Annotated in this window: 22 protein-coding genes and 1 riboswitch; of the genes, 19 read left to right on the forward strand and 3 right to left on the reverse strand. The window is 40.9% G+C overall.

Annotated features, from left to right (window positions below; translation table 11 throughout):
• Window positions 1-63: 63 nt before the first annotated feature.
• A complete protein-coding gene (locus C6Y06_RS07415) occupies window positions 64-2,166 on the reverse strand; it encodes an ATP-dependent Clp protease ATP-binding subunit (RefSeq protein ID WP_106036739.1) in 2,103 nt (700 codons plus the stop codon).
• 243 nt (window positions 2,167-2,409) lie between these two features.
• On the opposite strand from C6Y06_RS07415, the gene C6Y06_RS07420 reads away from it, so the two are divergent.
• The 6 genes from C6Y06_RS07420 (at window position 2,410) to C6Y06_RS07450 (ending at window position 6,553) form a co-directional block, all read left to right on the forward strand.
• A complete protein-coding gene (locus C6Y06_RS07420) occupies window positions 2,410-3,453 on the forward strand; it encodes a YkvI family membrane protein (RefSeq protein WP_106036740.1) in 1,044 nt (347 codons plus the stop codon).
• Between the two features lie 72 nt (window positions 3,454-3,525).
• A riboswitch (PreQ1 riboswitch) is annotated at window positions 3,526-3,570 on the forward strand.
• A gap of 158 nt (window positions 3,571-3,728) precedes the next feature.
• The gene (gene queC / locus C6Y06_RS07425) at window positions 3,729-4,385 is read left to right on the forward strand and encodes a 7-cyano-7-deazaguanine synthase QueC (protein WP_024424683.1); all 657 of its coding nucleotides are present in this window, start codon (window positions 3,729-3,731) and stop codon (window positions 4,383-4,385) included.
• Window positions 4,386-4,826, forward strand: coding sequence for a 6-carboxytetrahydropterin synthase QueD (queD, locus tag C6Y06_RS07430; RefSeq protein WP_060596123.1), 441 nt, complete (start codon window positions 4,386-4,388; stop codon window positions 4,824-4,826). It abuts the gene before it with no gap.
• Entirely contained in the window at window positions 4,819-5,550 is a 732-nt protein-coding gene (gene queE, locus C6Y06_RS07435) for a 7-carboxy-7-deazaguanine synthase QueE (RefSeq protein ID WP_106036741.1), read from the forward strand. The genes queD and queE overlap by 8 nt, the downstream gene beginning before the upstream one ends.
• A 15-nt stretch (window positions 5,551-5,565) precedes the next feature.
• Window positions 5,566-6,063 carry a preQ(1) synthase gene (gene queF / locus C6Y06_RS07440; RefSeq protein WP_003211403.1) on the forward strand — a complete coding sequence of 166 codons (498 nt, stop codon included), beginning with the start codon at window positions 5,566-5,568 and terminating at the stop codon, window positions 6,061-6,063.
• A gap of 271 nt (window positions 6,064-6,334) precedes the next feature.
• A complete protein-coding gene (locus C6Y06_RS07450; protein ID WP_034662856.1) occupies window positions 6,335-6,553 on the forward strand; it encodes a hypothetical protein in 219 nt (72 codons plus the stop codon).
• Between the two features lie 123 nt (window positions 6,554-6,676).
• On the opposite strand, the gene C6Y06_RS07455 is transcribed toward C6Y06_RS07450, so the two are convergent.
• Window positions 6,677-6,865 carry a YkvS family protein gene (locus C6Y06_RS07455; protein ID WP_003211747.1) on the reverse strand — a complete coding sequence of 63 codons (189 nt, stop codon included), beginning with the start codon at window positions 6,863-6,865 and terminating at the stop codon, window positions 6,677-6,679.
• Window positions 6,866-7,032: 167 nt separating this feature from the next.
• On the opposite strand from C6Y06_RS07455, the gene C6Y06_RS07460 reads away from it, so the two are divergent.
• From C6Y06_RS07460 to C6Y06_RS07485, 6 genes are all read left to right on the forward strand, one after another.
• Window positions 7,033-7,227, forward strand: a complete 195-nt coding sequence (locus C6Y06_RS07460) for a hypothetical protein (protein WP_024424688.1) — start codon at window positions 7,033-7,035, stop codon at window positions 7,225-7,227.
• Window positions 7,228-7,534: 307 nt separating this feature from the next.
• Entirely contained in the window at window positions 7,535-8,188 is a 654-nt protein-coding gene (locus tag C6Y06_RS07465; protein ID WP_095285075.1) for a cell wall hydrolase, read from the forward strand.
• Window positions 8,189-8,303: 115 nt separating this feature from the next.
• On the forward strand, window positions 8,304-9,620 hold the full coding sequence (locus tag C6Y06_RS07470) for a polysaccharide biosynthesis protein (protein WP_034662848.1): 1,317 nt from the start codon (window positions 8,304-8,306) through the stop codon (window positions 9,618-9,620).
• Between the two features lie 54 nt (window positions 9,621-9,674).
• Window positions 9,675-10,163, forward strand: coding sequence for an endospore biogenesis thiol-disulfide oxidoreductase StoA (stoA, locus tag C6Y06_RS07475; protein ID WP_060596125.1), 489 nt, complete (start codon window positions 9,675-9,677; stop codon window positions 10,161-10,163).
• Between the two features lie 294 nt (window positions 10,164-10,457).
• Window positions 10,458-12,377, forward strand: coding sequence for a heavy metal translocating P-type ATPase (locus C6Y06_RS07480; protein ID WP_034662843.1), 1,920 nt, complete (start codon window positions 10,458-10,460; stop codon window positions 12,375-12,377).
• A 104-nt stretch (window positions 12,378-12,481) separates the two neighbouring features.
• Window positions 12,482-13,576, forward strand: a complete 1,095-nt coding sequence (locus C6Y06_RS07485) for a M24 family metallopeptidase (protein ID WP_106036742.1) — start codon at window positions 12,482-12,484, stop codon at window positions 13,574-13,576.
• 53 nt (window positions 13,577-13,629) lie between these two features.
• On the opposite strand, the gene C6Y06_RS20060 is transcribed toward C6Y06_RS07485, so the two are convergent.
• Window positions 13,630-13,773, reverse strand: a complete 144-nt coding sequence (locus C6Y06_RS20060; protein ID WP_162839370.1) for a hypothetical protein — start codon at window positions 13,771-13,773, stop codon at window positions 13,630-13,632.
• Between the two features lie 93 nt (window positions 13,774-13,866).
• On the opposite strand from C6Y06_RS20060, the gene C6Y06_RS07490 reads away from it, so the two are divergent.
• From C6Y06_RS07490 to splB, 7 genes are all read left to right on the forward strand, one after another.
• Entirely contained in the window at window positions 13,867-14,856 is a 990-nt protein-coding gene (locus C6Y06_RS07490) for a LacI family DNA-binding transcriptional regulator (protein WP_034662836.1), read from the forward strand.
• A 55-nt stretch (window positions 14,857-14,911) separates the two neighbouring features.
• A complete protein-coding gene (gene glcT, locus C6Y06_RS07495; RefSeq protein WP_034662832.1) occupies window positions 14,912-15,766 on the forward strand; it encodes a glucose PTS transporter transcription antiterminator GlcT in 855 nt (284 codons plus the stop codon).
• Window positions 15,767-15,968: 202 nt separating this feature from the next.
• Window positions 15,969-18,068: a glucose-specific PTS transporter subunit IIBC gene (gene ptsG, locus C6Y06_RS07500; RefSeq protein ID WP_034662827.1), complete on the forward strand. Its 2,100-nt coding sequence runs from the start codon at window positions 15,969-15,971 to the stop codon at window positions 18,066-18,068.
• Between the two features lie 93 nt (window positions 18,069-18,161).
• On the forward strand, window positions 18,162-18,428 hold the full coding sequence (locus C6Y06_RS07505) for a phosphocarrier protein HPr (protein ID WP_003211078.1): 267 nt from the start codon (window positions 18,162-18,164) through the stop codon (window positions 18,426-18,428).
• A complete protein-coding gene (gene ptsP / locus C6Y06_RS07510; protein ID WP_034662824.1) occupies window positions 18,428-20,146 on the forward strand; it encodes a phosphoenolpyruvate--protein phosphotransferase in 1,719 nt (572 codons plus the stop codon). The genes C6Y06_RS07505 and ptsP overlap by 1 nt, the downstream gene beginning before the upstream one ends.
• A gap of 97 nt (window positions 20,147-20,243) precedes the next feature.
• On the forward strand, window positions 20,244-20,486 hold the full coding sequence (locus C6Y06_RS07515) for a transcriptional regulator SplA domain-containing protein (protein ID WP_044331928.1): 243 nt from the start codon (window positions 20,244-20,246) through the stop codon (window positions 20,484-20,486).
• A gap of 82 nt (window positions 20,487-20,568) precedes the next feature.
• Window positions 20,569-21,597 (forward strand): spore photoproduct lyase, encoded by a 1,029-nt coding sequence (gene splB / locus C6Y06_RS07520; RefSeq protein WP_034662821.1) that lies wholly within the window; start codon window positions 20,569-20,571, stop codon window positions 21,595-21,597.
• The last annotated feature ends 64 nt before the right edge of the window (window positions 21,598-21,661 follow it).

Raw genomic sequence — 21,661 nt, forward strand, 5'->3', positions numbered from 1 at the left:
GGCGTGCGGATGGAACTTAGACACCGCAACATGATGGAGCTGTAGATCCTTCTTAGGATGTACTTATCCTTTTTTTACTACAATTTCGTCATCTTCAACATCTACAGTAAATCCTGAAAGCTTTTCTTCTTCAAGCAATATTTCCGTCATTTGATCTTCAACATGCTCTTGAATGGTTCTTCGCAGTGGACGAGCACCAAATGCAGGATGATATCCAAGTTCTGCAATTTTTTCTTTCGCTTCTTTTGTCACATGGACTGTTAAATGTTGCTCTTTTAATTGCTCTGACAGCTCATTGAGCAGAAGATCCACAATCTTCACTAAATCATCTCTATCTAATGAGTCAAACTGAATGATGCTGTCAAAACGGTTCAAGAATTCTGGCTTGAAATAGGCGCTGAGTGAATCAATGAGTGATTGTTCCTCAATCGCTTCTTCCTGATCAGACTGGAAGCCGACTTTGACCGTTTTATCTGTGCTGCCTGCGTTACTTGTCATGATGATGACCGTATCTTTAAAGCTGACGGTTCTGCCTTGGCTGTCTGTTAACCGGCCATCTTCCATGATTTGAAGGAACATATGCTGCACATCAGGATGTGCTTTTTCGATTTCATCCAGCAAAATGATGCTGTATGGTTTTCTGCGCACTTTTTCCGTCAGCTGACCCGCTTCATCATGTCCAACATAACCAGGAGGAGAACCGATGAGCTTGGATACTGAGTGTTTCTCCATGTACTCACTCATATCTAAACGGATGATCGCATCTCTTGAACCGAATAATTCTTCAGCTAGCGTTTTTGACAATTCGGTTTTCCCGACACCTGTTGGTCCAACGAATAGGAAGGAGCCTGTTGGTCTATGTTTCGATTTTAAGCCGGCTCTGCTTCTTTTCACAGCTTTCGCCACTTTTTCAACCGCATGTTCCTGACCGATCACTCGTGCTTTTAAGCGGACGTCCATTTCTTTCATTTTGGTTTGTTCGTCTGCTTGCAGTTTGCCGACAGGGATGCCTGTTTTTTGTTCCACAATGGCTTGAATGGCTTCTGCTGTGACGACATGTTCTTTGTCATTTGTTTTGTTTTGAAGTCTTGCTTCAATGGCTTCTTCTTCATCTCGAAGCTTCGCTGCTTTTTCGTATTGTTCTTCTTTTAAAGCAGCTTGTTTTTCAGCAGCAATTTCTGTCAGACGATTCGTTAGTTCATCTTCACTTGCTGCATCAATGGAGAGGTTCGCTTTTGAACCTGCTTCATCCATTAAATCAATGGCTTTATCCGGCAAATGACGGTCTTGAATATACCGGGAAGATAATTGAACACACGCTTGAATAGCTTCGTCTGAATAAGTGACGCCATGATAACTTTCGTACTTATCTTGAATGCCTTTTAAAATCTCGACCGCTTCATCTTGTGTTGGTTCATCTACAATGACGGGCTGGAAGCGTCGTTCAAGGGCGGCATCTTTTTCAATTTGACGATATTCTTTTAATGTCGTCGCACCTACTAGCTGAAGCTCGCCTCGTGCAAGGGCTGGTTTTAAGATGTTTCCAGCATCCATTGACCCTTCGGCAGATCCTGCGCCTACAAGAAGATGGATTTCATCTACAAATAAGATAATATTTTTACGGCTTTGCAGCTCTTTAATTAACTGCTTCATTCTTTCCTCAAATTGACCACGTATCCCCGTATTCGCTACAAGGGAGGAGACATCTAATAAATAGATTTGTTTGTTCTTTAATTTATTTGGTACATCGCCACTTGCAATTTTCAGTGCGAGTCCTTCAGCGATCGCTGTTTTCCCAACACCTGGTTCACCAATCAGAACAGGGTTATTTTTATTTCTTCTATTTAAAATTTCAATGACTCTTGCGACTTCTTCATCACGGCCGATGACTGGATCAATTAAACCAGCATTTGCGCCATCTGTTAAATTCCGGCCAAGTTCATCGAGTAAGCCTTTTTGCTTTGGCTGCTCTACGCTTTGTGCATGTCCTGCTTGCTCAGAGAAGAATGAGCTTCCCCCGAACAATTGAGGTCCCATTTTCATTTTTGATTGCTCCATCAAAGAGGTGTAGCAGTCTTCACATAAAACCATTTGGCTCCGGGACGAATTTACTTGCATATTCAGGCGAATAGTTGCTTCATTTACTTGACAATGTTGACAACGCATTTGCCATAACCTCCTTAAAATAAAGTTTGACTTTATTTGACCAATGAATGTTAAAGAAAATGGTCTGTTGTTTGACCATCTTTGACTATAGTATACTCTGACCTATTTTGACTTTCAACTGTTTTGCTCAAAGGCAGTTGAAAATCCTTTTTTGCATTTAATCATGGTTTGTCCTTCTTTTCAAGGAACTCGTCTCATAGGATAAAAAAAGACAATCGAAAGTGATGGGTGCGGAGGGGTCACATGAAACGTTCAAATGAATCCGCTTTTCAGCTTGCCTTTTTATATGTAGGAACAGTGGTTGGAGCTGGGTTTGCGACAGGAAAAGAAATCGTAGAATTTTTTGTTCGTTTTGGCTGGATTGGACTATTCGGAATCTTGATTAGCGGCGCTATTTTTACTGGACTTGGTGCAAAAATGATGCTCATTTCTAAACGAATTGAAGCAGAGTCTTATCAAGATATGAACCGGTTTCTATTTGGCACAGCTGCAAGCAGGTATATTAATGTCGTCATGTTTTTTATTTTACTAGGCGTCACTTCAGTGATGATTTCTGGCGCAGGGGCTATTTTTGAAGAGCAGCTTGGCATATCAAAGGAATATGGAATCTTTTTGACGATCATTCTGAGCGTCATTGTGCTTTTGAAAGGTTCAAAAGGATTATTTGGTGTCAATGTTCTCGTCGTCCCAATGCTTATTTTCTTTTCATTGATCGTATTTCTTGATTCATTCGTTTTTAGCAGTAGTGAAAGTTATGTTCTTGCGCTTCAAATGGGTGAGGGAGAGTGGATTTTATCAGCTATCTCATATGGAGCTTTTAATTTAGCACTTTCTCAAGCAGTGTTAGTGCCCGTCGCAAATGAAATGACCTCTGAAGCGGTGATTAAAAAGGGAGCTGTGCTTGGGGGCGTCATGCTGACCCTTATTTTACTGGCATGCTTTTTATCTCTTTCTTCATTAAATATGCTGGAGGCGTTTGATATTCCAATGGCTCAGGTAGTGTATCAAGTAGCAAACTCCATCCACCTCATTTATTTATTTGTGATCTTCGGCGAAGTCTTTACATCCGTCATAGGCAATTTATATGGACTCGAGAGACAAGTGAGGGCGTATATTCGGATGAACAGTGTCTTGACAATATCCCTTATTCTCTTATGCTGCTATGTGATTAGTAAAATCGGTTACGGTACATTGATATCAACGGTTTATCCTATTTTTGGCTATGTGAGCATCTTTTTTATCCTCTTTCTTTGTCTAAAAAAAGTGCCTGCATCTCTTGATAAGTAAAGAAGGGATAGCCTGCATGAAAAATATGTGGTACACTATCCTCTGTGAAAATTGAACAAAAATCCGTGTAAAACGGGAGAGGTTCTAGCAAAACCCTCTATAAAAAACTAAGGACTTGCCGTATCCTTGGATGTGGCATTTTTTATTTTTTATGGCTGGGACACCTCATACACTTGTAAAGGTGTCTTTTCTTTTGAGAAAATAGGGGTTTTCAAGAGCCTTTCAGATGCAGCTTTGTACGATTGTATAGATCTGCAAAAGGAGGAGAACAGAAAATGAAAAATGAAAAAGCAGTCGTTGTCTTTAGCGGGGGACAAGACAGTACGACATGTTTATTATGGGCACTTCAACAATTCGAAGAGGTAGAAACCGTGACCTTTCATTATAATCAGCGTCATCAAGAAGAAATTGATGTCGCCAAAAGAATTGCTGACAAGTTAGGTGTGAAGAATCATCTATTAGATATGTCTCTTTTGAATCAGCTGGCACCAAATGCTTTAACAAGAGATGACATTGACATTGAGGAAAAAGAAGGAGAGCTGCCTTCCACATTTGTACCAGGACGAAACTTAGTGTTCTTATCCTTCGCTTCTATTCTTGCGTATCAAATCGGAGCAAGACATATTATCACCGGTGTATGTGAAACAGACTTTAGCGGCTATCCAGATTGCCGTGACGAGTTTGTAAAGTCTTGTAATGTCACAGTGAATTTGGCGATGGAAAAACCATTTGTGATCCATACACCACTCATGTGGCTCAATAAAGCAGAAACATGGAAGCTTGCGGATGAGCTGAATGCGCTGGATTTTGTAAAAAATGAAACGCTCACTTGCTATAATGGCATCATTTCTGATGGCTGCGGGGAATGTCCTGCGTGTAAGCTTCGGAAAAATGGCTATGACACTTATATGGAAATGAAGGAGGCAAAATAAGTGCTTTCTCAAATCTATCCACAAACGAATCATCCATACTCATTTGAATTGAACAAAGATATGCATGTATCGGCTGCCCATTTCATCCCAAGAGAAGATGCAGGTGCTTGTAGCCGCGTACATGGTCATACGTACACCATCAATATAACCATTGCGGGAGACGAGCTAGATGAATCGGGTTTCCTTGTCAATTTCAGTACATTGAAGAAGCTCATTCATGGTCAGTATGATCACACACTGCTTAATGATCATGAAGAGTTCTCGTCAACCGATCCATACGCGATGCCTACTACAGAGGTTGTGGCAAAGACAGTCCATGACAAAGTAGCAGCGTATTTATCGACTTTAGCGAACAAACCGGTATGTGTTCAGGTCTTTGTGAGGGAGACTCCAACAAGCTACTGCATTTACCGGCCGAAACGAGTTGAAAACAATGGCTAAAGCGATTCCTGTATTAGAAATCTTTGGTCCGACCATTCAAGGAGAAGGGATGGTCATTGGACAAAAAACCATGTTTGTCAGAACAGCTGGCTGTGACTACTCTTGCAGCTGGTGTGATTCCGCCTTTACATGGGATGGCTCAGCGAAGCATGACATTCAGTGGCTTCACGCAGAAGACATTGTCAAAGATTTAAAAAGAATAGGCGGACAGGCTTTTTCTCATGTCACCATTTCAGGGGGGAACCCTGCGCTTTTAAAACAAATGGAATCACTTATTGATTTGCTGCACGAAGAAGGAATTGATACAGCGCTTGAAACACAAGGGACGATGTATCAGGACTGGTTTTTGAAAATCGATGATTTAACCATTTCTCCGAAGCCGCCAAGCTCAAATATGAAAACAGATTTTACGAAACTAACACGAATCATAGATGAGCTGAAAAGCGGAAATAGATTGCAGCATGCAAGCCTGAAGGTCGTGATCTTTGACGATCATGATCTAGCCTATGCAAAGGATGTTCATGCGAAATATCCAGAGCTTCCTTTTTATCTGCAGGTAGGAAATGATGACACGACAACAGGTGATGATGCGTACTTATTGACGCATTTATTAAAGAGATATGAAGCGCTTGTCGATCAAGTAGCGCTAGATCCAGACTTAAATCGCGTAAGAGTGCTGCCGCAGCTGCACACATTATTGTGGGGAAATAAACGAGGCGTATAGAAAGGAAGAGAAGACATGACGACAAGAAAACCAGAAGAATTAGAAGGTGTCACTTTACTAGGAAATCAAGGGACCAATTATTTGTTTGATTATGCACCACAAGTGCTTGAAACGTTTCCGAATAAACATACAAATAGAGATTATTTTGTGAAATTCAACTGCCCAGAATTTACGTCACTTTGTCCGCAAACAGGTCAGCCGGATTTTGCGACAGTCTATATCAGCTATATCCCAAATGAAATCATGGTCGAAAGTAAATCACTAAAATTATATTTGTTCAGCTTCCGTAACCATGGTGACTTTCATGAGGATTGTATGAACATTATTATGAACGATCTCATTGAATTGATGGACCCAAGATACATTGAAGTGTGGGGCAAATTTACACCAAGAGGCGGTATTTCAATTGACCCGTATACGAACTACGGAAAACCTGGTACCAAATATGAAGAAATGGCATCATATCGTATGATGAACCATGATATGTATCCAGAAACGATTGATAATCGCTAATCAATAGGAAAAGACATGCCTGATGACATGTCTTTTTTTACGGGGTTAAAATGAATCAATCAGGCTGAACTTATAAAAAAAGAGAAGAGTCATGTCGCTCTTCTCATACAAATGGGAATAGAACTTGCTAGGACGGCTGGGGGCTACCAGCTCGTAAACATATTATATATGACAGAACGTATGTTTGTAAAGGTAAATCGTGTTTTTTTGCTTATCCTATTTGCTTTGAGATAAAATAGGGGGCAATGAACGGAAAACGGAGGCGTTTGAGTTGGCAAACAAAGAAGAAAAGACAGAGAAGCTGCTGATGGAGCTAAGAGAAGAGCTTCAAATGCTCGAACATCAAAACAAAGAACGATATAAATGGAGTGCCTCCACATTGCTTGGAGTGATTGCACTTTTGATTGATAAAGGCGTTATCACCCCCGAGGAAGTTGACATGTACAAGACGAAAGCGGAAATGCAAACCTTTCATACGCAAAAAGACTGACACCGCTTCATATAGTGTCAGTCTTTTTCATATGTGATTGTCAAAGAGAGCTAAACTGTCAAACGAGAGCAGCTTTGCTTCGTATTTACGTATGTAACGATAGTCTGAATTGAGGATTGCAAATTAATGTACGGAGTCTTTGATGATTTTATAGTTTTTATGATTAACGACTGTTAGTGAATCCAGTTCTAAATCTCTATAGTTGTCCATAATGGTGACATCCACAATGACAGAGTTTTCATTCACTTTTTCAACTACACCTGTTAAACCATTTCTAAATTCGATCACATTTCCAATTTTTGCAATCTTCAACCGATCCCTCTCCTTTAAAAACAGATTTCATTCCCTATTAAAAAGTATTTTGCAATATTTTCATACCAATGTAAAGGATAAAGACGTTTTTGTTTCGTTTTCGTTGTATGCTTTCCTAACGGATGGTATATTTAATATTTGATGATGGCTGTAAAGGAGCGGTTTTTTTGACTGAAGAACAAATCCTCACAATCCTTGAATCGTTACGGAATGGGACGGAAAAGCAAGTGACCATCCAAAAAGATGATTTTTTAACGTTTCGTTCGGTCTTGGTGAATCAAGATGATTTTAAGCATTTTCGCGGGATTGCGAAACATGGTGGAGATGTTATTTTTGAATATCTTACAGAAGCAAGAAGCTAAAGCTTTTTCTCATGAATGAGAGAAAGCTTTTTTATTTTAGTTCTTTTGTCACACTTCAAACGAGCTTGATACATCTGAAAAGAAAATGTAATAACCCATAATCAGGTGCATAAGGATGATTATAGGCGGAAACAGGACCTTTTTAAGCGCTAACAATGCCAGTTTATAAGCGATCAAACTAATAAATTCCATTTAATGACGGAATTTGGACAGGCATGCAAATCTTTGTGCGTGAAAATAGAAGGAGCTCTTGTTAGAGTGGACAAGTATCTTACCGCCTATTTTGATTAAAGGAGGAATGAGGCGAATGATGAAAATTCATACAGCTCTTTTTGTCATCCTTATGCTGGTCGCAGCCATGAAGATGGACAACCTACAAGAGCAGCAAGGCACATTAAGTCACGAACTTTCACAAGCACCTGTTAAGCATGAGCTTTCATATATAGATCAAGATGATCACGATCAAGTCATCCCAGCATTTTCAGAGGAGAAGCGTCAGCCGAAAGTCAAAATGCTTAGTACGTCTACAGAAGAAAAGTCTTCAAAAACGAAGCAAAAGAAAAGAGTAAAATCAGAAACGACGAATGAGGAAAGCGCCAAACGCTATTCTAATGAAGAAATGGAGCTACTCTCACGATTGGTACACGCTGAAGCGAAAGGTGAATCTTACGCAGGTAAAAAAGCTGTGGCAAGCGTCGTCTTAAACAGGGTGGAGCATCGCTCGTTTCCTGACAGTGTCAAAGGTGTTATTTATCAGCGAAATGCTTTCCAGCCAGTATCGAATGGAAGTATTCATGATAAAGCAGATCAAGATTCTGTTAAAGCTGTGAAACAGGTAGTGAAAGAACATGACAGAACAACAAAGGCCATCTATTTTTATAATCCCAAAACGGCAACAGATAACTGGATTCGTTCCCGCAAAATTGTAGAACGTATCGGTCGTCACGTATTTGCCGTATAAAGAAAAGAAGCGATCAATCAGATCGCTCTTTTTTTGTCTTCAATTATCAAAATATTTTCAGGACTTGTCTCATAGAATGTGAAAAGAATTTGCTTTTAGACAAAGGGGAGGCTACATGAATCGATTTGTAAAAGGGGTCATTCTGCTATCTGTCGCAGCTTTCATTGCGGAGTGTATAGAGTTTTTAGTCAATATGATTTTAGCGAGAGAGCTTGGAGAACATGGAATGGGTCTATATATGAGTATCCTTCCAATCATCATGCTTGTCCTTGTGATCGCCAGCTTAGAGCTGCCAGTCTCCATTTCTAAATTCATTGCAGAATCGCATGAGCGGCTCCACAAAAGTATGCTCCGCCATGCGTTTAAAATGACGCTTGTGGTGACATGTACAACAACGGGGATCGCAGCGATTGTACTGCCGTTCATTCCTGTATTTCAGTCATATCATCCGCTCATGAAAGGGCTGGTGCTGTCTCTTATTCCGATTATTGCGTTTACCTCTATCGCACGCGGCTATTTTATGGGAAAGCAGCAAATGGGCAGGATCGCTCTCGCCAATATGCTGAAGAAAACGATCCAGCTTATCTGCTTGTTTTTGTTTTTTCATTGGTATTCGTTTGATATTGAAACAGCGGTACTCATTGCCATCGGTGTCATTGTCGCGAGTGATCTCGTCGTCTTTATTTATTTATACTCCCAATACGTCATGGCGAAAAATGCTGTCAATGTCAGGTCTGTTGAATTAAGAGGGATTGACGTGAGAAAGCGCCTCTTAGCCGTCTCCATTCCGACAACGGGCATGCGGATTTTTCATGCGATCGCCAATGCGGTTGAACCGTTTTTAATCAAAGGAGCGCTTATTGCAGCAGGCATCTCTGGCACACTTGCTGTTGATCATTACGGCATGCTGGCTGGTGTCGCGATGTCGATTGGTTTTTTCCCAGCGTTTATCGCCCATTCCATCATGATTGTGATGATTCCCAATGTATCTGAAGCCTATGCATTAGGTCAGTATGATCTTGTGAAAAAACGTGTCAGGCAGGCAATACTCATTACGTTTGGGTACGGGGTGCCGGCAGTGATGGTGATGTATTATTTTGCTTATCCGCTCACACATCTCTTTTTTGATTCACCGCAAGCTGCTGTCTATTTACAGCTGCTTTGGCCGTACTTTTTATGCCATCTGTTTGTGATGCCATTTCAAGCGTGTTTAATCGGTATGGGGCTCATTAAAGATGTGTTCCTACATAATATATGGGTGCATGTCGTCTCGTTTTCTATGGTCTATTTTCTTGGTTCAATTGAAAGCTTAAATATGATGGGGGTTATATTAGGGATGAATACGGGGATGCTGCTGCTGACTGCACTGCATTATGCGACAATATGTAAGGAGCTCGGCGTTTCCATGTTTCTTAGAATGAAAAAAGCTTGAATGTCATTGTGATCGAGAGGGCAAGCTATAAGAAAACTGGGAAGGAAGATCCTGATGAATCGTAAATGTCTACCCGCCAGGCTTCTCATGATGACCCTGCTTCTATTACTCATAGGCAACGATGCTGAAGCAAAAGAATCCGTTATGGCGCCAAGGATAGAGGCTTCTACATTAACTGGTGATACGCAGATGATTCCGCCGAAAGGAAAAAAGACCATCCTGCATTTTTGGACAACATGGTGCCCGTCCTGTAAAATGGAGCTGCCCGTATTTGACCAAATCGTGAAAGAAAATCAGAGTGATGTTGATATCTTAACCGTGAATTTACTAGGGGCTGAACAAAGTAAACATGCGGTTGCCCAATTTGTGAAAGACAGAAAGTTTACATTCCCGGTCATTCTAGATGAGCACGGAGAAATGATGAAGAAATACCAAATCATCACCATTCCAACCACCTTTTTGATAAATGAAAAAGGGGAAATAGTGAAAAATCATGTAGGTCCACTGACGAAAAAACAAATCAAAGAGTGGACGGATTTTTAGAACGAAACCTTATTGTTAAGAACCAAGGCTCATTCCTTTGGTTCTTTTTTGTGTTCAATTGCTTTTCATCTGAATAAACTGTGCTCAGAAGAGACGGAATGGTCCACATCAATAATGATAATTATTATCAAAAAGAAATTATAATAATTATTAATTGAAAATTGATCAGAACCTGTTATAATGAATGACAGACCTATAAAAAGCTTGAAATAGCAGAAAATATAGATGAAAAAAGGAAACGGGCAACGATTGATGATGTGAAAACCATTATCAATTAGAGAGGAGAAAACAATCATGAATGAGAATACAGCACTTTATCAAACAACAAATCAAAAGGAATCGAAATGGTCCCTTCATCAATGGGCACAGCACGGAGAATTAATAGCAGCAGGTATCTCGGGGATTCTCATTTTGATTGGATGGATTCTAAAGGATGAGAGCATGTGGAGTATTCCTTTATTTATCCTTGCGTTTATAATTGGAGGTTTTGCAAAGGCGAAGGAAGGAATTGAAGAAACCATTTCGTCTAAAAGCTTGAATGTTGAACTTTTAATGATTTTCGCAGCCATAGGCTCAGCTATCATTGGATATTGGGCAGAGGGCGCTATCTTAATTTTTATTTTCTCACTAAGTGGTGCGCTTGAAACGTATACGTCAAATAAAAGCAAGAAGGATTTAACAGCTTTAATGAGCATCGCACCAGATGAAGCGACTTTAATTGAAGAAGATGGCACGACCATTCAAATCTCTGCTTCATCTTTAACACCAGGTGACCGTATCATGATCAAAGCTGGGGAACGTATTGCAGCAGATGGTGTGATTTTAAGCGGGAGAACAAGTGTAGATGAATCTGCGCTCACTGGCGAGTCTGTACCACAAGAAAAAGGGCAGGGCGAAGACGTGTTTGCAGGAACAGTGAACTTAAATGGTTCCTTAACGGTAGAAGTCACCAAACATAATGAAGAAACGCTTTTCCATAAAATTATTAAGCTTGTCGAATCGGCTCAAGAAAGTGTGTCGCCAAGCCAGGCATTTATTGAAAAATTCGAAGGTGCGTATGTAAAAGGTGTACTGATCACCGTCGCGATTTTAATGGTTCTGCCTCATTTTGTACTAGGCTGGAGCATGAGTGAAACCTTCTACCGGGCCATGGTATTTATGGTTGTTGCATCACCTTGTGCGCTTGTTGCATCCATTATGCCAGCTGCTTTGTCACTGATTTCAAACGGCGCAAGAAACGGAATGCTTGTCAAAGGAAGCGTCTTTTTAGAAAAGCTAGGCACAAGCAGCATGATAGCTTTTGATAAAACGGGGACGATTACAAGCGGAAAGCCGGCTGTAGATCAAGTTGTGATAGCTAAAGGACAAGAGGAAGCTGCTTTTTATCAGGCGCTTTATCAAATTGAAAGTCAATCAAACCACCCGTTAGCGAAAGCGATCTCTGATATGGCAAAAGAGCACCACATAGAAAGATCAGCTCATGTCACCATTGAAGAAACCTCTGGTTTTGGTGTAAAGGCACAATTGAATGGAGAAACGTGGCGGATTGGGAAGAAAGACTTTGCCGGCAAGGCTTCAATGGACCGCGAGATCGAAGAGAAGGAAGATTATCTTTCTGAAAAAGGATACACAGTGGTGTATGTTCAAAAGGATCAAGAAGTCGTTGGTTGCCTTGGTCTTAAGGATCAAATTAGACCTGAAGCTAAAAAAATGATTCAAGAGCTGAATGATTTAGGCATCCAAACCGTTATGCTGACAGGAGATCAGCAAAAAACGGCTGAAGCCATTGCGCAGGAAGCCGGCATCCAAACGGTTGTCGCTGAGTGCCTTCCAGATGAAAAGGTACATGAGGTCAATCAACTTAAAAAACAAGGTAATTCCATCATCATGGTAGGAGACGGAATAAATGATGCACCGGCACTCGCCACAGCAGATGTAGGGGTTGCGATGGGCGGAGGCACAGACGTGGCCTTAGAAACAGCAGATCTGATCTTAATGAAGAACAATTTAAATAACTTAACAAAGATGATCCGTCTTTCAAGAAAGATGAATCGAATCATTAAGCAAAATATTATTTTCTCATTAACGGTGATTTGTTTGTTAATTTGTGCGAATTTCTTACAAGTGCTTGATTTGCCTTTTGGCGTCATCGGGCATGAAGGAAGTACGATTTTGGTCATTTTAAATGGACTGCGTCTTCTTCGGGCATCTTAAGCGAATCATCATAGCGCACTTGGCTTCTGCCAGTGCGCTTTTGTGCGAAATATAGCAAAAACTGATACAATAGATCAGTAGAAAAACGTGTGAGGAGGATCACGATGAACCGAATGAAGAGCTTGTCTTCTTGGCTAAAGGAAAAAGACATTCAAGGTGCATTTATACATACAAAGGAAAATGTGTTTTATCTATCTGGATACTTCACAGAGCCGCATGAAAGAGTAATGGGGCTGTTTGTGTTTCAAGAGGCAGATCCATTTTTTGTTTTGCCTAAAATGGAAGTCGAGCAGGCGAAAAATGCTGGATGGTCAGGCGATATCATTGGTTATGAAGACCATGAGAATCCATTTGATTTCATTCAGTCAGCAGTAGAAAAACGCGGTGTAAGAGCAACTCAACTTGCAATTGAAAAAGAGTCGATTCCGCTTCAAAGAGCAGAGCAGCTTAAAGCTGCCACTGGGGCAGAAACTTTTGTCCGGGCAGAAGAAGAGCTCAATCAGCTAAGACTGATTAAAGATGAATCTGAAATTGCTACACTGAAAAAAGCCGCTCAATTGGCAGATGAAGGTGTAAAAATTGGGGTGGACGCCTTAAAAGAAGGAATCACCGAAACAGAAGTGCTCGCTGTCATTGAATATGAGCTAAAGAAAAAAGGCATTCAAGGCATGTCCTTTTCGACGATGGTTCTCTTTGGCGAAAAATCAGGAGAGCCTCACGGAAATCCAGGGCAGACAGCCTTAAAAAAAGGCGACTTTGTGTTATTTGACCTTGGTGTCATTGTTGATGGATATTGTTCAGACATTACAAGAACATTCATCTACCAGGAAGCTTCTGATAAGCAAAAGAACATCTATCAAACCGTCCTGAACGCAGAAATGGCGGCACTTGAAATGAGTAAGCCGGGCGTGAGAATTGGAGACCTGGACTTAAAAGCACGCGGGCTGATCACAGAAGCTGGATATGGGGACTATTTCCCTCACCGCCTTGGGCATGGTCTAGGGGTGTCTGTTCATGAGTTTCCTTCTATGAGCCAGGCAAATGATGATCTTCTCCAAGAAGGCATGGTGTATACGATCGAACCGGGGATCTACGTCCCAGGAGTCGGCGGCGTCAGAATTGAAGATGATGTACTGATCACAGCAGATGGTCCAGTCACTTTAACCAATTATCCGAAAGAGCTGACGATCATCAAGTAATAAAAAAATCACGATGAACGTCCATGTCTTGGAAGTGTCATCGTGATTTTTTGTCACTCTTTTCGATCCTTATCAACAAAAAAATCATCAATTGATTCAAACGGTTTGATTTTATGTTCTTTTCCTAAAGGATGTAGTGCAAAACGAGCAGAAAACAAAACAGTCATACATAATATAATCCATATGATGATACCCATCTTGAATTCCCCTTTCCATCCAGTGATTTGTTCAGCTCACATACATCTTAAAGTATGAAACGCTTACCATATCAAGAGAAAGTAGGAGAAAAAATGCCAAACATAAGGGAGATTGCGAAAAGAGCGGGCGTATCTGTGACAACTGTATCACGTGTGTTGAATGATCATCCTTATGTCAAAGAAGAAAAACGAGAACGAGTGCTACATGCGATGAAAGAGCTCAAATATACGAGAAACATTCAGGCTGTACATTTAGCAAAGGGCTATTCAAATATGCTTGGCATCGTTCTTCCAACGATTGATCATTCTTATTTCAGCAGACTTGTCACAGGGATTGCCGAGAAAGCACAGGCGTGCGGTATGCATTTTGCTTTGTTTCAAACAGGGTATGATCCTTTAAAAGAAAAAGAAGCATTGATGAGTTTAAAAGAGCGCCGCGTGGATGGGTTAATCTTTTGCTCAAATGCGTTAAGTGATCGAGACATTTTAAGGTGGCAGGAATCCGGGCCTATTATTTTTTGCCATCCGGCGCCTTTTGAAGACTGCTCAACGGTGTCGATCGCACATGATCAAGCATTTAAAGAAGGGCTGCATCATTTAGCAGCATGCGGGCATCAGCGAATCGCGATTGTACTAGCCAGAATAGAAGGCGCAAACAGCCAGTCACGACTTCAAGCTTATCAAGATATGATGAAATCGCTCGGGCAGGAGATTGATGAAGAATGGATCATCGAAGGGAAGCTCACACTTTTTGATGGAAAACAATTATTCACAGAGTGGCAGGAGATGAAGAATCGCCCCACAGCATTATTCATCACAAATGACGACGTATCAGCAGGCTTTTTATTAGAGGCGCAGCGTCATGATATAAAAGCAGGAGAATCTCCAGCCATACTCGGCTTTCAAAATGATCAATTGAGTGAGGCTTTGGGGATTTCCAGCATTGATATTCCGCTTAAACGTATGGGTCAGGAAGCGTTTGACTTGTTCGACCGGGCCGTAAAGGGAGAGGCACCAGAAAAAAGAATGCTGCCATTTCGCCTGATCGAGCGTTCAACTACCGTTTTCAAAAACAATCGTTGACGCACGTTTCATCTGTTTTGTACGATAAGAGGGATTGAATAAGAAGGAGGTGGGGATGTTCATGGAATCCTTCACCGTTGATAAAGCGTTAAATAATAATGTCATCATCGCAAGACACCCTTCTTGGGGCGAAGTGGTTCTAATTGGGAAAGGAATCGGCTTCGGGAAAAAATCGGGTGATGTTCTCGATCAAGACACATTTGAAAAAATGTTTGTCCTTAAAAATACAAAAGAACAAACAGAATATAAACAGCTGCTTCACCACATTGATGAGAACATGATCGAGCTTGCCAATGACGTCATTTATCATATACGAGAAAAAATGGGGCACCGTTTGAATGAGCATATTCATATTGCCCTGACTGACCATATTGCCTTTAGTTTTAAGCGGGTGCAGCAAGGATATGATATCACCAATCCCTTTATGCTTGAGACTAAATCGCTGTATCCAAAAGAATACGAGGTCGCAAAGGAAGTCGTTGAGCTGATTAACGAGCGTTCAGATGTCGAAACAAAGCTGCCAGAAGGAGAGATTGGTTTTATTGCGCTCCATATTCACTCGGCTTTGACGAATCGGCCCTTATCTGAGGTGAACCGTCATTCGCAGCTTATTACGCAGATGGTCCAAGTCATAGAAGATTCATTTCATATGAAAGTAGACCGTGAAAGTATTCATTATTTACGCTTATTGCGCCATATTACATTTTCGATTGAGCGCATTAAACGGGAAGAATCATTAGAGGAGCCAGAAAAATTGCTTCATCTATTGAAAAATGAATATCCTTTATGCTACAATACTGCTTGGAAAATGATCAAAATATTACAACATGCATTGAAAAAGCCTGTACAGGATGCGGAGGCTGTCTACCTGACACTTCATCTGTACAGATTGACAAATAAAATTTCATAGTTTCCTTGAAACGTGTAACTGATTCGATCAGGCATGAGTGACTTAAGGTAAATACAGGATAAGATCCTGTTATTTGCGCAACCTTATATCACCATGCCTTTTTTTGTGTTTGAAGGTGAAATGTAAACGGTTAATTATGAAATGTACGTCAGGGAGCGTCCCACATGTATGTTGTAAGCGAAAACAAAAGGAGGTTCAACCAGTGTTTAAATCACTTTTTGGTGTGTTGCAAAAAATTGGACGAGCACTTATGCTTCCAGTTGCGATCCTTCCTGCTGCTGGTATTTTACTAGCACTTGGGAATGCGATGCAAAATCCGCAGCTGATTGATGTGGCTCAATTTTTAAGCAATGATACAATTCAGCTTGTTGCAAGTGTCATGGAAAATGCGGGGAACATTGTCTTCTCGAATCTTCCGCTCTTATTTGCTGTAGGGGTTGCCATCGGTCTTGCTAATGGAGACGGTGTGGCAGGGATTGCCGCAATTATCGGTTATCTTGTCATGAACGTGACAATGAGTGCCGTATTAATGGCCAATGGATCGATTCCATCCGATTCCATCAAATTGGCTAAGTTCTTTAAGGAAAGCCATCCAGCGTATATTAATATGCTCGGCATTCCGACCTTGTCTACCGGCGTCTTCGGCGGGATTATTGTCGGGGTATTAGCAGCTTATATGTATAATAAATTTTACAAAATTGAGCTCCCGCAATATCTCGGCTTCTTTGCTGGTAAACGTTTTGTTCCAATCGTTACATCTATTTCAGCACTTATTTTAGGGCTTTTGATGCTAGTCATTTGGCCGCCAATTCAAGGTGCACTGAACTCGTTTTCAACAGGACTGCTCGCAGCGAATGAGCCGCTTGCTGCCTTTGTATTCGGTGTGATTGAACGCTCATTAATTCCGTTTGGTCTGCACCATATTTTCTACTCGCCATTCTGGTATGAGTTCTTTAGTTATAAGAGCTTATCAGGTGAGCTTGTCCGTGGTGATCAGCGTATCTTCATGGCACAGATCAAAGATGGTGTTCAGCTGACAGCTGGTACATTCATGACAGGGAAATATCCGTTCATGATGTTTGGTCTGCCAGCAGCAGCACTTGCGATTTACCATGAAGCAAAACCAAAGAATAAAAAGCTTGTCGCTGGAATTATGGGATCAGCAGCCCTGACTTCTTTCCTAACAGGGATTACTGAACCGCTTGAATTCTCATTCTTGTTTGTTGCACCAGTGTTATTTGCAATCCACTGTGTATTTGCTGGATTATCCTTTATGATTATGGATATTCTAAACGTGAAAATCGGTATGACCTTCTCAGGGGGATTAATCGACTTCTTCTTATTCGGTATCTTGCCAAACAGAACCGCTTGGTGGCTTGTGATTCCAGTTGGTCTCGTACTTGCTGCTATTTATTACTTCGGATTTAGATTCGCCATTCGCAAATTTAATCTGAAAACGCCAGGCCGCGAGGATGAAGCAGCTGACGGTGCAGATAGTGCTAAGTCTGAAAAGGGTAATGACTTACCTTATGAAATTCTTGAAGCAATGGGTGACCAAGAAAACATTAAACACCTTGATGCTTGTATTACGCGTTTACGTGTCACTGTCAATGATCAGAAGAAAGTGGACAAGGACCGCTTGAAAAAGCTTGGTGCTTCGGGAGTTCTCGAAGTAGGAAACAACATCCAGGCCATCTTTGGACCACGCTCTGATAATTTAAAAACACAAATGCAGGACATCATTGCAGGCCGCACGCCTCGTCCAGCGAAAGACCCTTCTGCAAAAGAAGAAGTCAGCCAGCAGGTCGAAGAAGTCATTGCAAAACCGCTTCAAAACGAGCAAGGTGAAGAAATCTTTGCTTCACCAATTACAGGGGAGCTTCATCCGATTACAGATGTACCAGATCAAGTATTCTCAGGGAAAATGATGGGTGACGGTTTCGCCATCTTGCCAACAGATGGAACGGTGGTTTCACCGGTGAAAGGGAAGATCTTAAATGTATTCCCAACGAAACACGCAATTGGCCTGCAATCTGACGGTGGACTTGAAATTTTAATCCACTTCGGTATTGATACGGTCAGCCTTAAAGGAGAAGGATTTGAAGCATTTGTACAAGAGGGAGATCAAGTAGAAATCGGTCAAAAACTCTTAGAGGTTGATATTGATAAAATTAAGTCTGAAGTACCATCTTTGATGACACCAATTGTATTTACCAACTTAGGTGAAGGACAATTTATTGACCTTCAAGAATCCGGTGAAATCAAAGCTGGTCAAGAAAACATCATGAAAATTTCAAAATAATTTTCATAACTGCCGTTCTTGTTAGATGACAAGCTCGGCAGTATGATATAATATTGTGGATGTATTAATTGTATAAAAAGGAGATTGATAAAAATGGCTCAACAAACATTCAAAGTAACTGCAGATTCTGGAATTCACGCACGTCCTGCAACAGTTCTTGTACAAACTGCTAGTAAATATGATGCTGATATCAACTTAGAATATAATGGTAAAACAGTGAACCTGAAATCTATTATGGGTGTAATGTCTCTAGGAATTGCGAAAGGTGCTACAATCACAATCTCTGCTTCTGGTTCTGATGAAAATGATGCACTTGCTGCGCTTAAAGACACAATGAAAAGTGAAGGCCTAGGCGAGTAATGCAACAACTGAAAGGAATCGGTGCTTCAGCAGGCGTTGCGATTGCAAAAGCATACCGTCTGGAAGAACCAGATTTAACAGTTCACCAAAAAGACATCAACGATCCAGAGACAGAAGTGAAGCGTTTTGAAGAAGCAATTCATGTTTCTAAACAAGAACTTGAAGCAATTAAAGAACATGCGCTAAAAGAGCTTGGCCAAGACAAAGCAGATATCTTTTCTGCACACCTTCTTGTGTTAAGTGATCCAGAGCTGCTAAACCCAGTAAAGGATAAAATCAACTCTGATAAAGTAAATGCTGAATTTGCTTTAAAAGAAACAGCGACAATGTTTGTCACCATGTTCGAAGCAATGGACAATGAATACATGAAGGAACGTGCAGCGGATATTCGCGACGTAACAAAACGTGTAACTGGACATTTGCTAGGCGTTGACATTCCAAATCCAAGCATGATTTCTGAAGAAGTCATCATCATCGCTGAAGATTTAACACCTTCTGATACTGCTCAGCTGAACAGACAATTCGTCAAAGGTTTTGCGACAGATATCGGCGGCCGTACTTCTCACTCAGCGATCATGGCAAGATCTATGGAGATTCCAGCAGTTGTTGGAACAAAAGAAGCAACAAAAACGGTGAAAAACAATGATCTGATCATTGTCGATGGTATTAGCGGAGACGTCATCATTCAGCCTTCTGAAGATGAAGTGAAAGCGTATCAAAAAAAGCATGAAGACTACTTAGCTAAAAAAGCGGAATGGGCGAAACTGGTGGACCAGCCAACGGTCACAAAAGACGGCGTTCACGTAGAGCTAGCTGCAAATATCGGAACACCTGAAGATGTAAAAGGTGTACTTGAAAATGGCGGCGAAGCAGTCGGATTGTACCGTACAGAATTTTTATACATGGGCAGAGATCAGCTTCCAACAGAAGAAGAACAGTTCAATGCTTATAAAACAGTGTTAGAGAAGATGGAAGGTAAAGCGGTTGTTGTCCGCACACTTGATATTGGTGGCGATAAAGAACTCCCTTACTTGCAGCTTCCAAAAGAAATGAACCCGTTCCTTGGCTTTAGAGCGATCCGCCTTTGCCTCGAAGAACAGGAGATTTTCAGAACACAACTACGCGCCTTACTTCGTGCAAGTACATATGGAAACTTGAAAATCATGTTCCCTATGATCGCGACATTATCAGAATTTAGAGAAGCAAAAGCCATTTTACTTGAAGAAAAAGAAGCATTGGTTGCCGCTGGTACAGACGTATCCGATTCCATTGAAATCGGTATAATGGTAGAAATTCCATCAACCGCTGTCATCGCAGACCAATTCGCAAAAGAAGTTGATTTCTTCAGTATTGGAACAAATGATTTGATTCAATACACAATGGCTGCTGATCGAATGAACGAACGAGTGTCTTATCTTTACCAGCCTTACAATCCAGCGATTTTACGTTTGATTACGCTTGTTATTGAAGCAGCGCATAAAGAAGGTAAATGGGTTGGCATGTGCGGCGAGATGGCAGGAGATGAAATCGCAATCCCACTTCTACTTGGATTAGGATTAGATGAATTCTCAATGAGTGCAACATCTATTCTTCCAGCAAGAACACAGCTAAGCAAGCTTTCTAAGGAAGAAGCTGCATCATTTAAAGAGCATATTTTATCACTTAGCACAACAGAAGAAGTGGTTGATTTCGTGAAGAAAACGTTTCAACATCACTAAGTGAATTCAAACCAGACAGTAACCCTGTCTGGTTTTTTTGTCGAATTTTATCATATTGGGTCATATCCGGCAGAGAGAAGGGCATCCTATAAGAAAAATGGAGGTGACCAGATTGCCTTTCTCAGACTATAAACCGGGTGATCAAGTATATGTGATTTATCGAAATCCACATGCTGCAAACGTAGCACAAATCAAAGAAGCAGAAATTGTTTCACATCCATATAACGAAGAGGAGCTTGCCCTATTTTTACTTGAAACGTATCATCCTTTAGCTCCAGATGATGCGGTCTTTCCGACATATGAAGAAGCAGAAGCTCTTTATCAAGATTTGTTTGAATAAGGGAGATTTTAGAAAGGATAAAAGCCATCCTGCGCGGTTAAAGTAACCGTATGAAAACCTATAAGGTAAGGATGTGCTAAATATGATCAAACCTTTTGTGCCCCAGCTTGTTTACATTGAACCAAGGGCGTTAGAGTACCCGTTAGGACGAGAGCTGAAGGAAAAGTTCGAGGGTATGGGTATTGAAATAAGAGAAACGACTTCACATAACCAAGTAAGAAATATTCCGGGTAAAAATGACTTGCAAAAGTATCGTAATGCGAAATCAACGCTTGTCGTTGGTGTGAGGAAAACGTTGAAGTTTGATACGTCTAAACCATCTGCAGAGTATGCGATCCCATTTGCGACAGGATGTATGGGGCATTGCCATTATTGCTATCTGCAAACGACAATGGGAAGTAAGCCGTACATTCGAACATATGTGAATGTTGAAGAAATATTAGATCAGGCGGAGCAGTACATGAACGAGCGTGCGCCTGAAATCACGAGATTTGAAGCTTCTTGTACTTCAGATATTGTAGGAATTGACCATTTGACACATACACTAAAGGCAGCGATTGAATACTTCGGCCAGACTGATCTTGGTAAGCTTCGCTTTGTCACCAAATTTCATCATGTCGATCATTTACTTGATGCAAAGCATAATGGCCGAACAAGATTCCGCTTTAGTATCAATGCGGATTATGTCATTAAATATTTCGAACCCGGAACATCACCGTTAGATCAGCGGATTGAAGCAGCTGTCAAGGTCGCAAAAGCAGGCTATCCTCTTGGCTTTATTATTGCCCCAATTTACATTCACGAAGGCTGGCAGGAAGGATATAAAGTTCTTTTTGAAAAGCTCGATGCAGCCCTAACTGAAGATGTCAGGCACGATATCACCTTTGAAATGATTCAGCATCGTTTTACAAAACCAGCGAAGCGTGTGATCCAAAAAAACTATCCGAAATCAAAATTAGAATTGGATGAAGAAAAAAGAAGATACAAATGGGGTAGATATGGAATTGGGAAATATATCTACCAAAAAGATGAGGAACAAGAACTAAGACAGACGTTAGAATCATATATCGATCAGTACTTTCCGTCTGCAAAAATTGAATATTTTACTTAAAGCAAGCCTTTATGGCTTGTTTTTTCTATTTAAATTTTCTTACAACTATTGAATGCGGTACCAA

Source organism: Bacillus sp. MZGC1 (assembly GCF_002998605.1).
In the GTDB taxonomy this organism is placed as follows: domain Bacteria; phylum Bacillota; class Bacilli; order Bacillales; family Bacillaceae; genus Bacillus.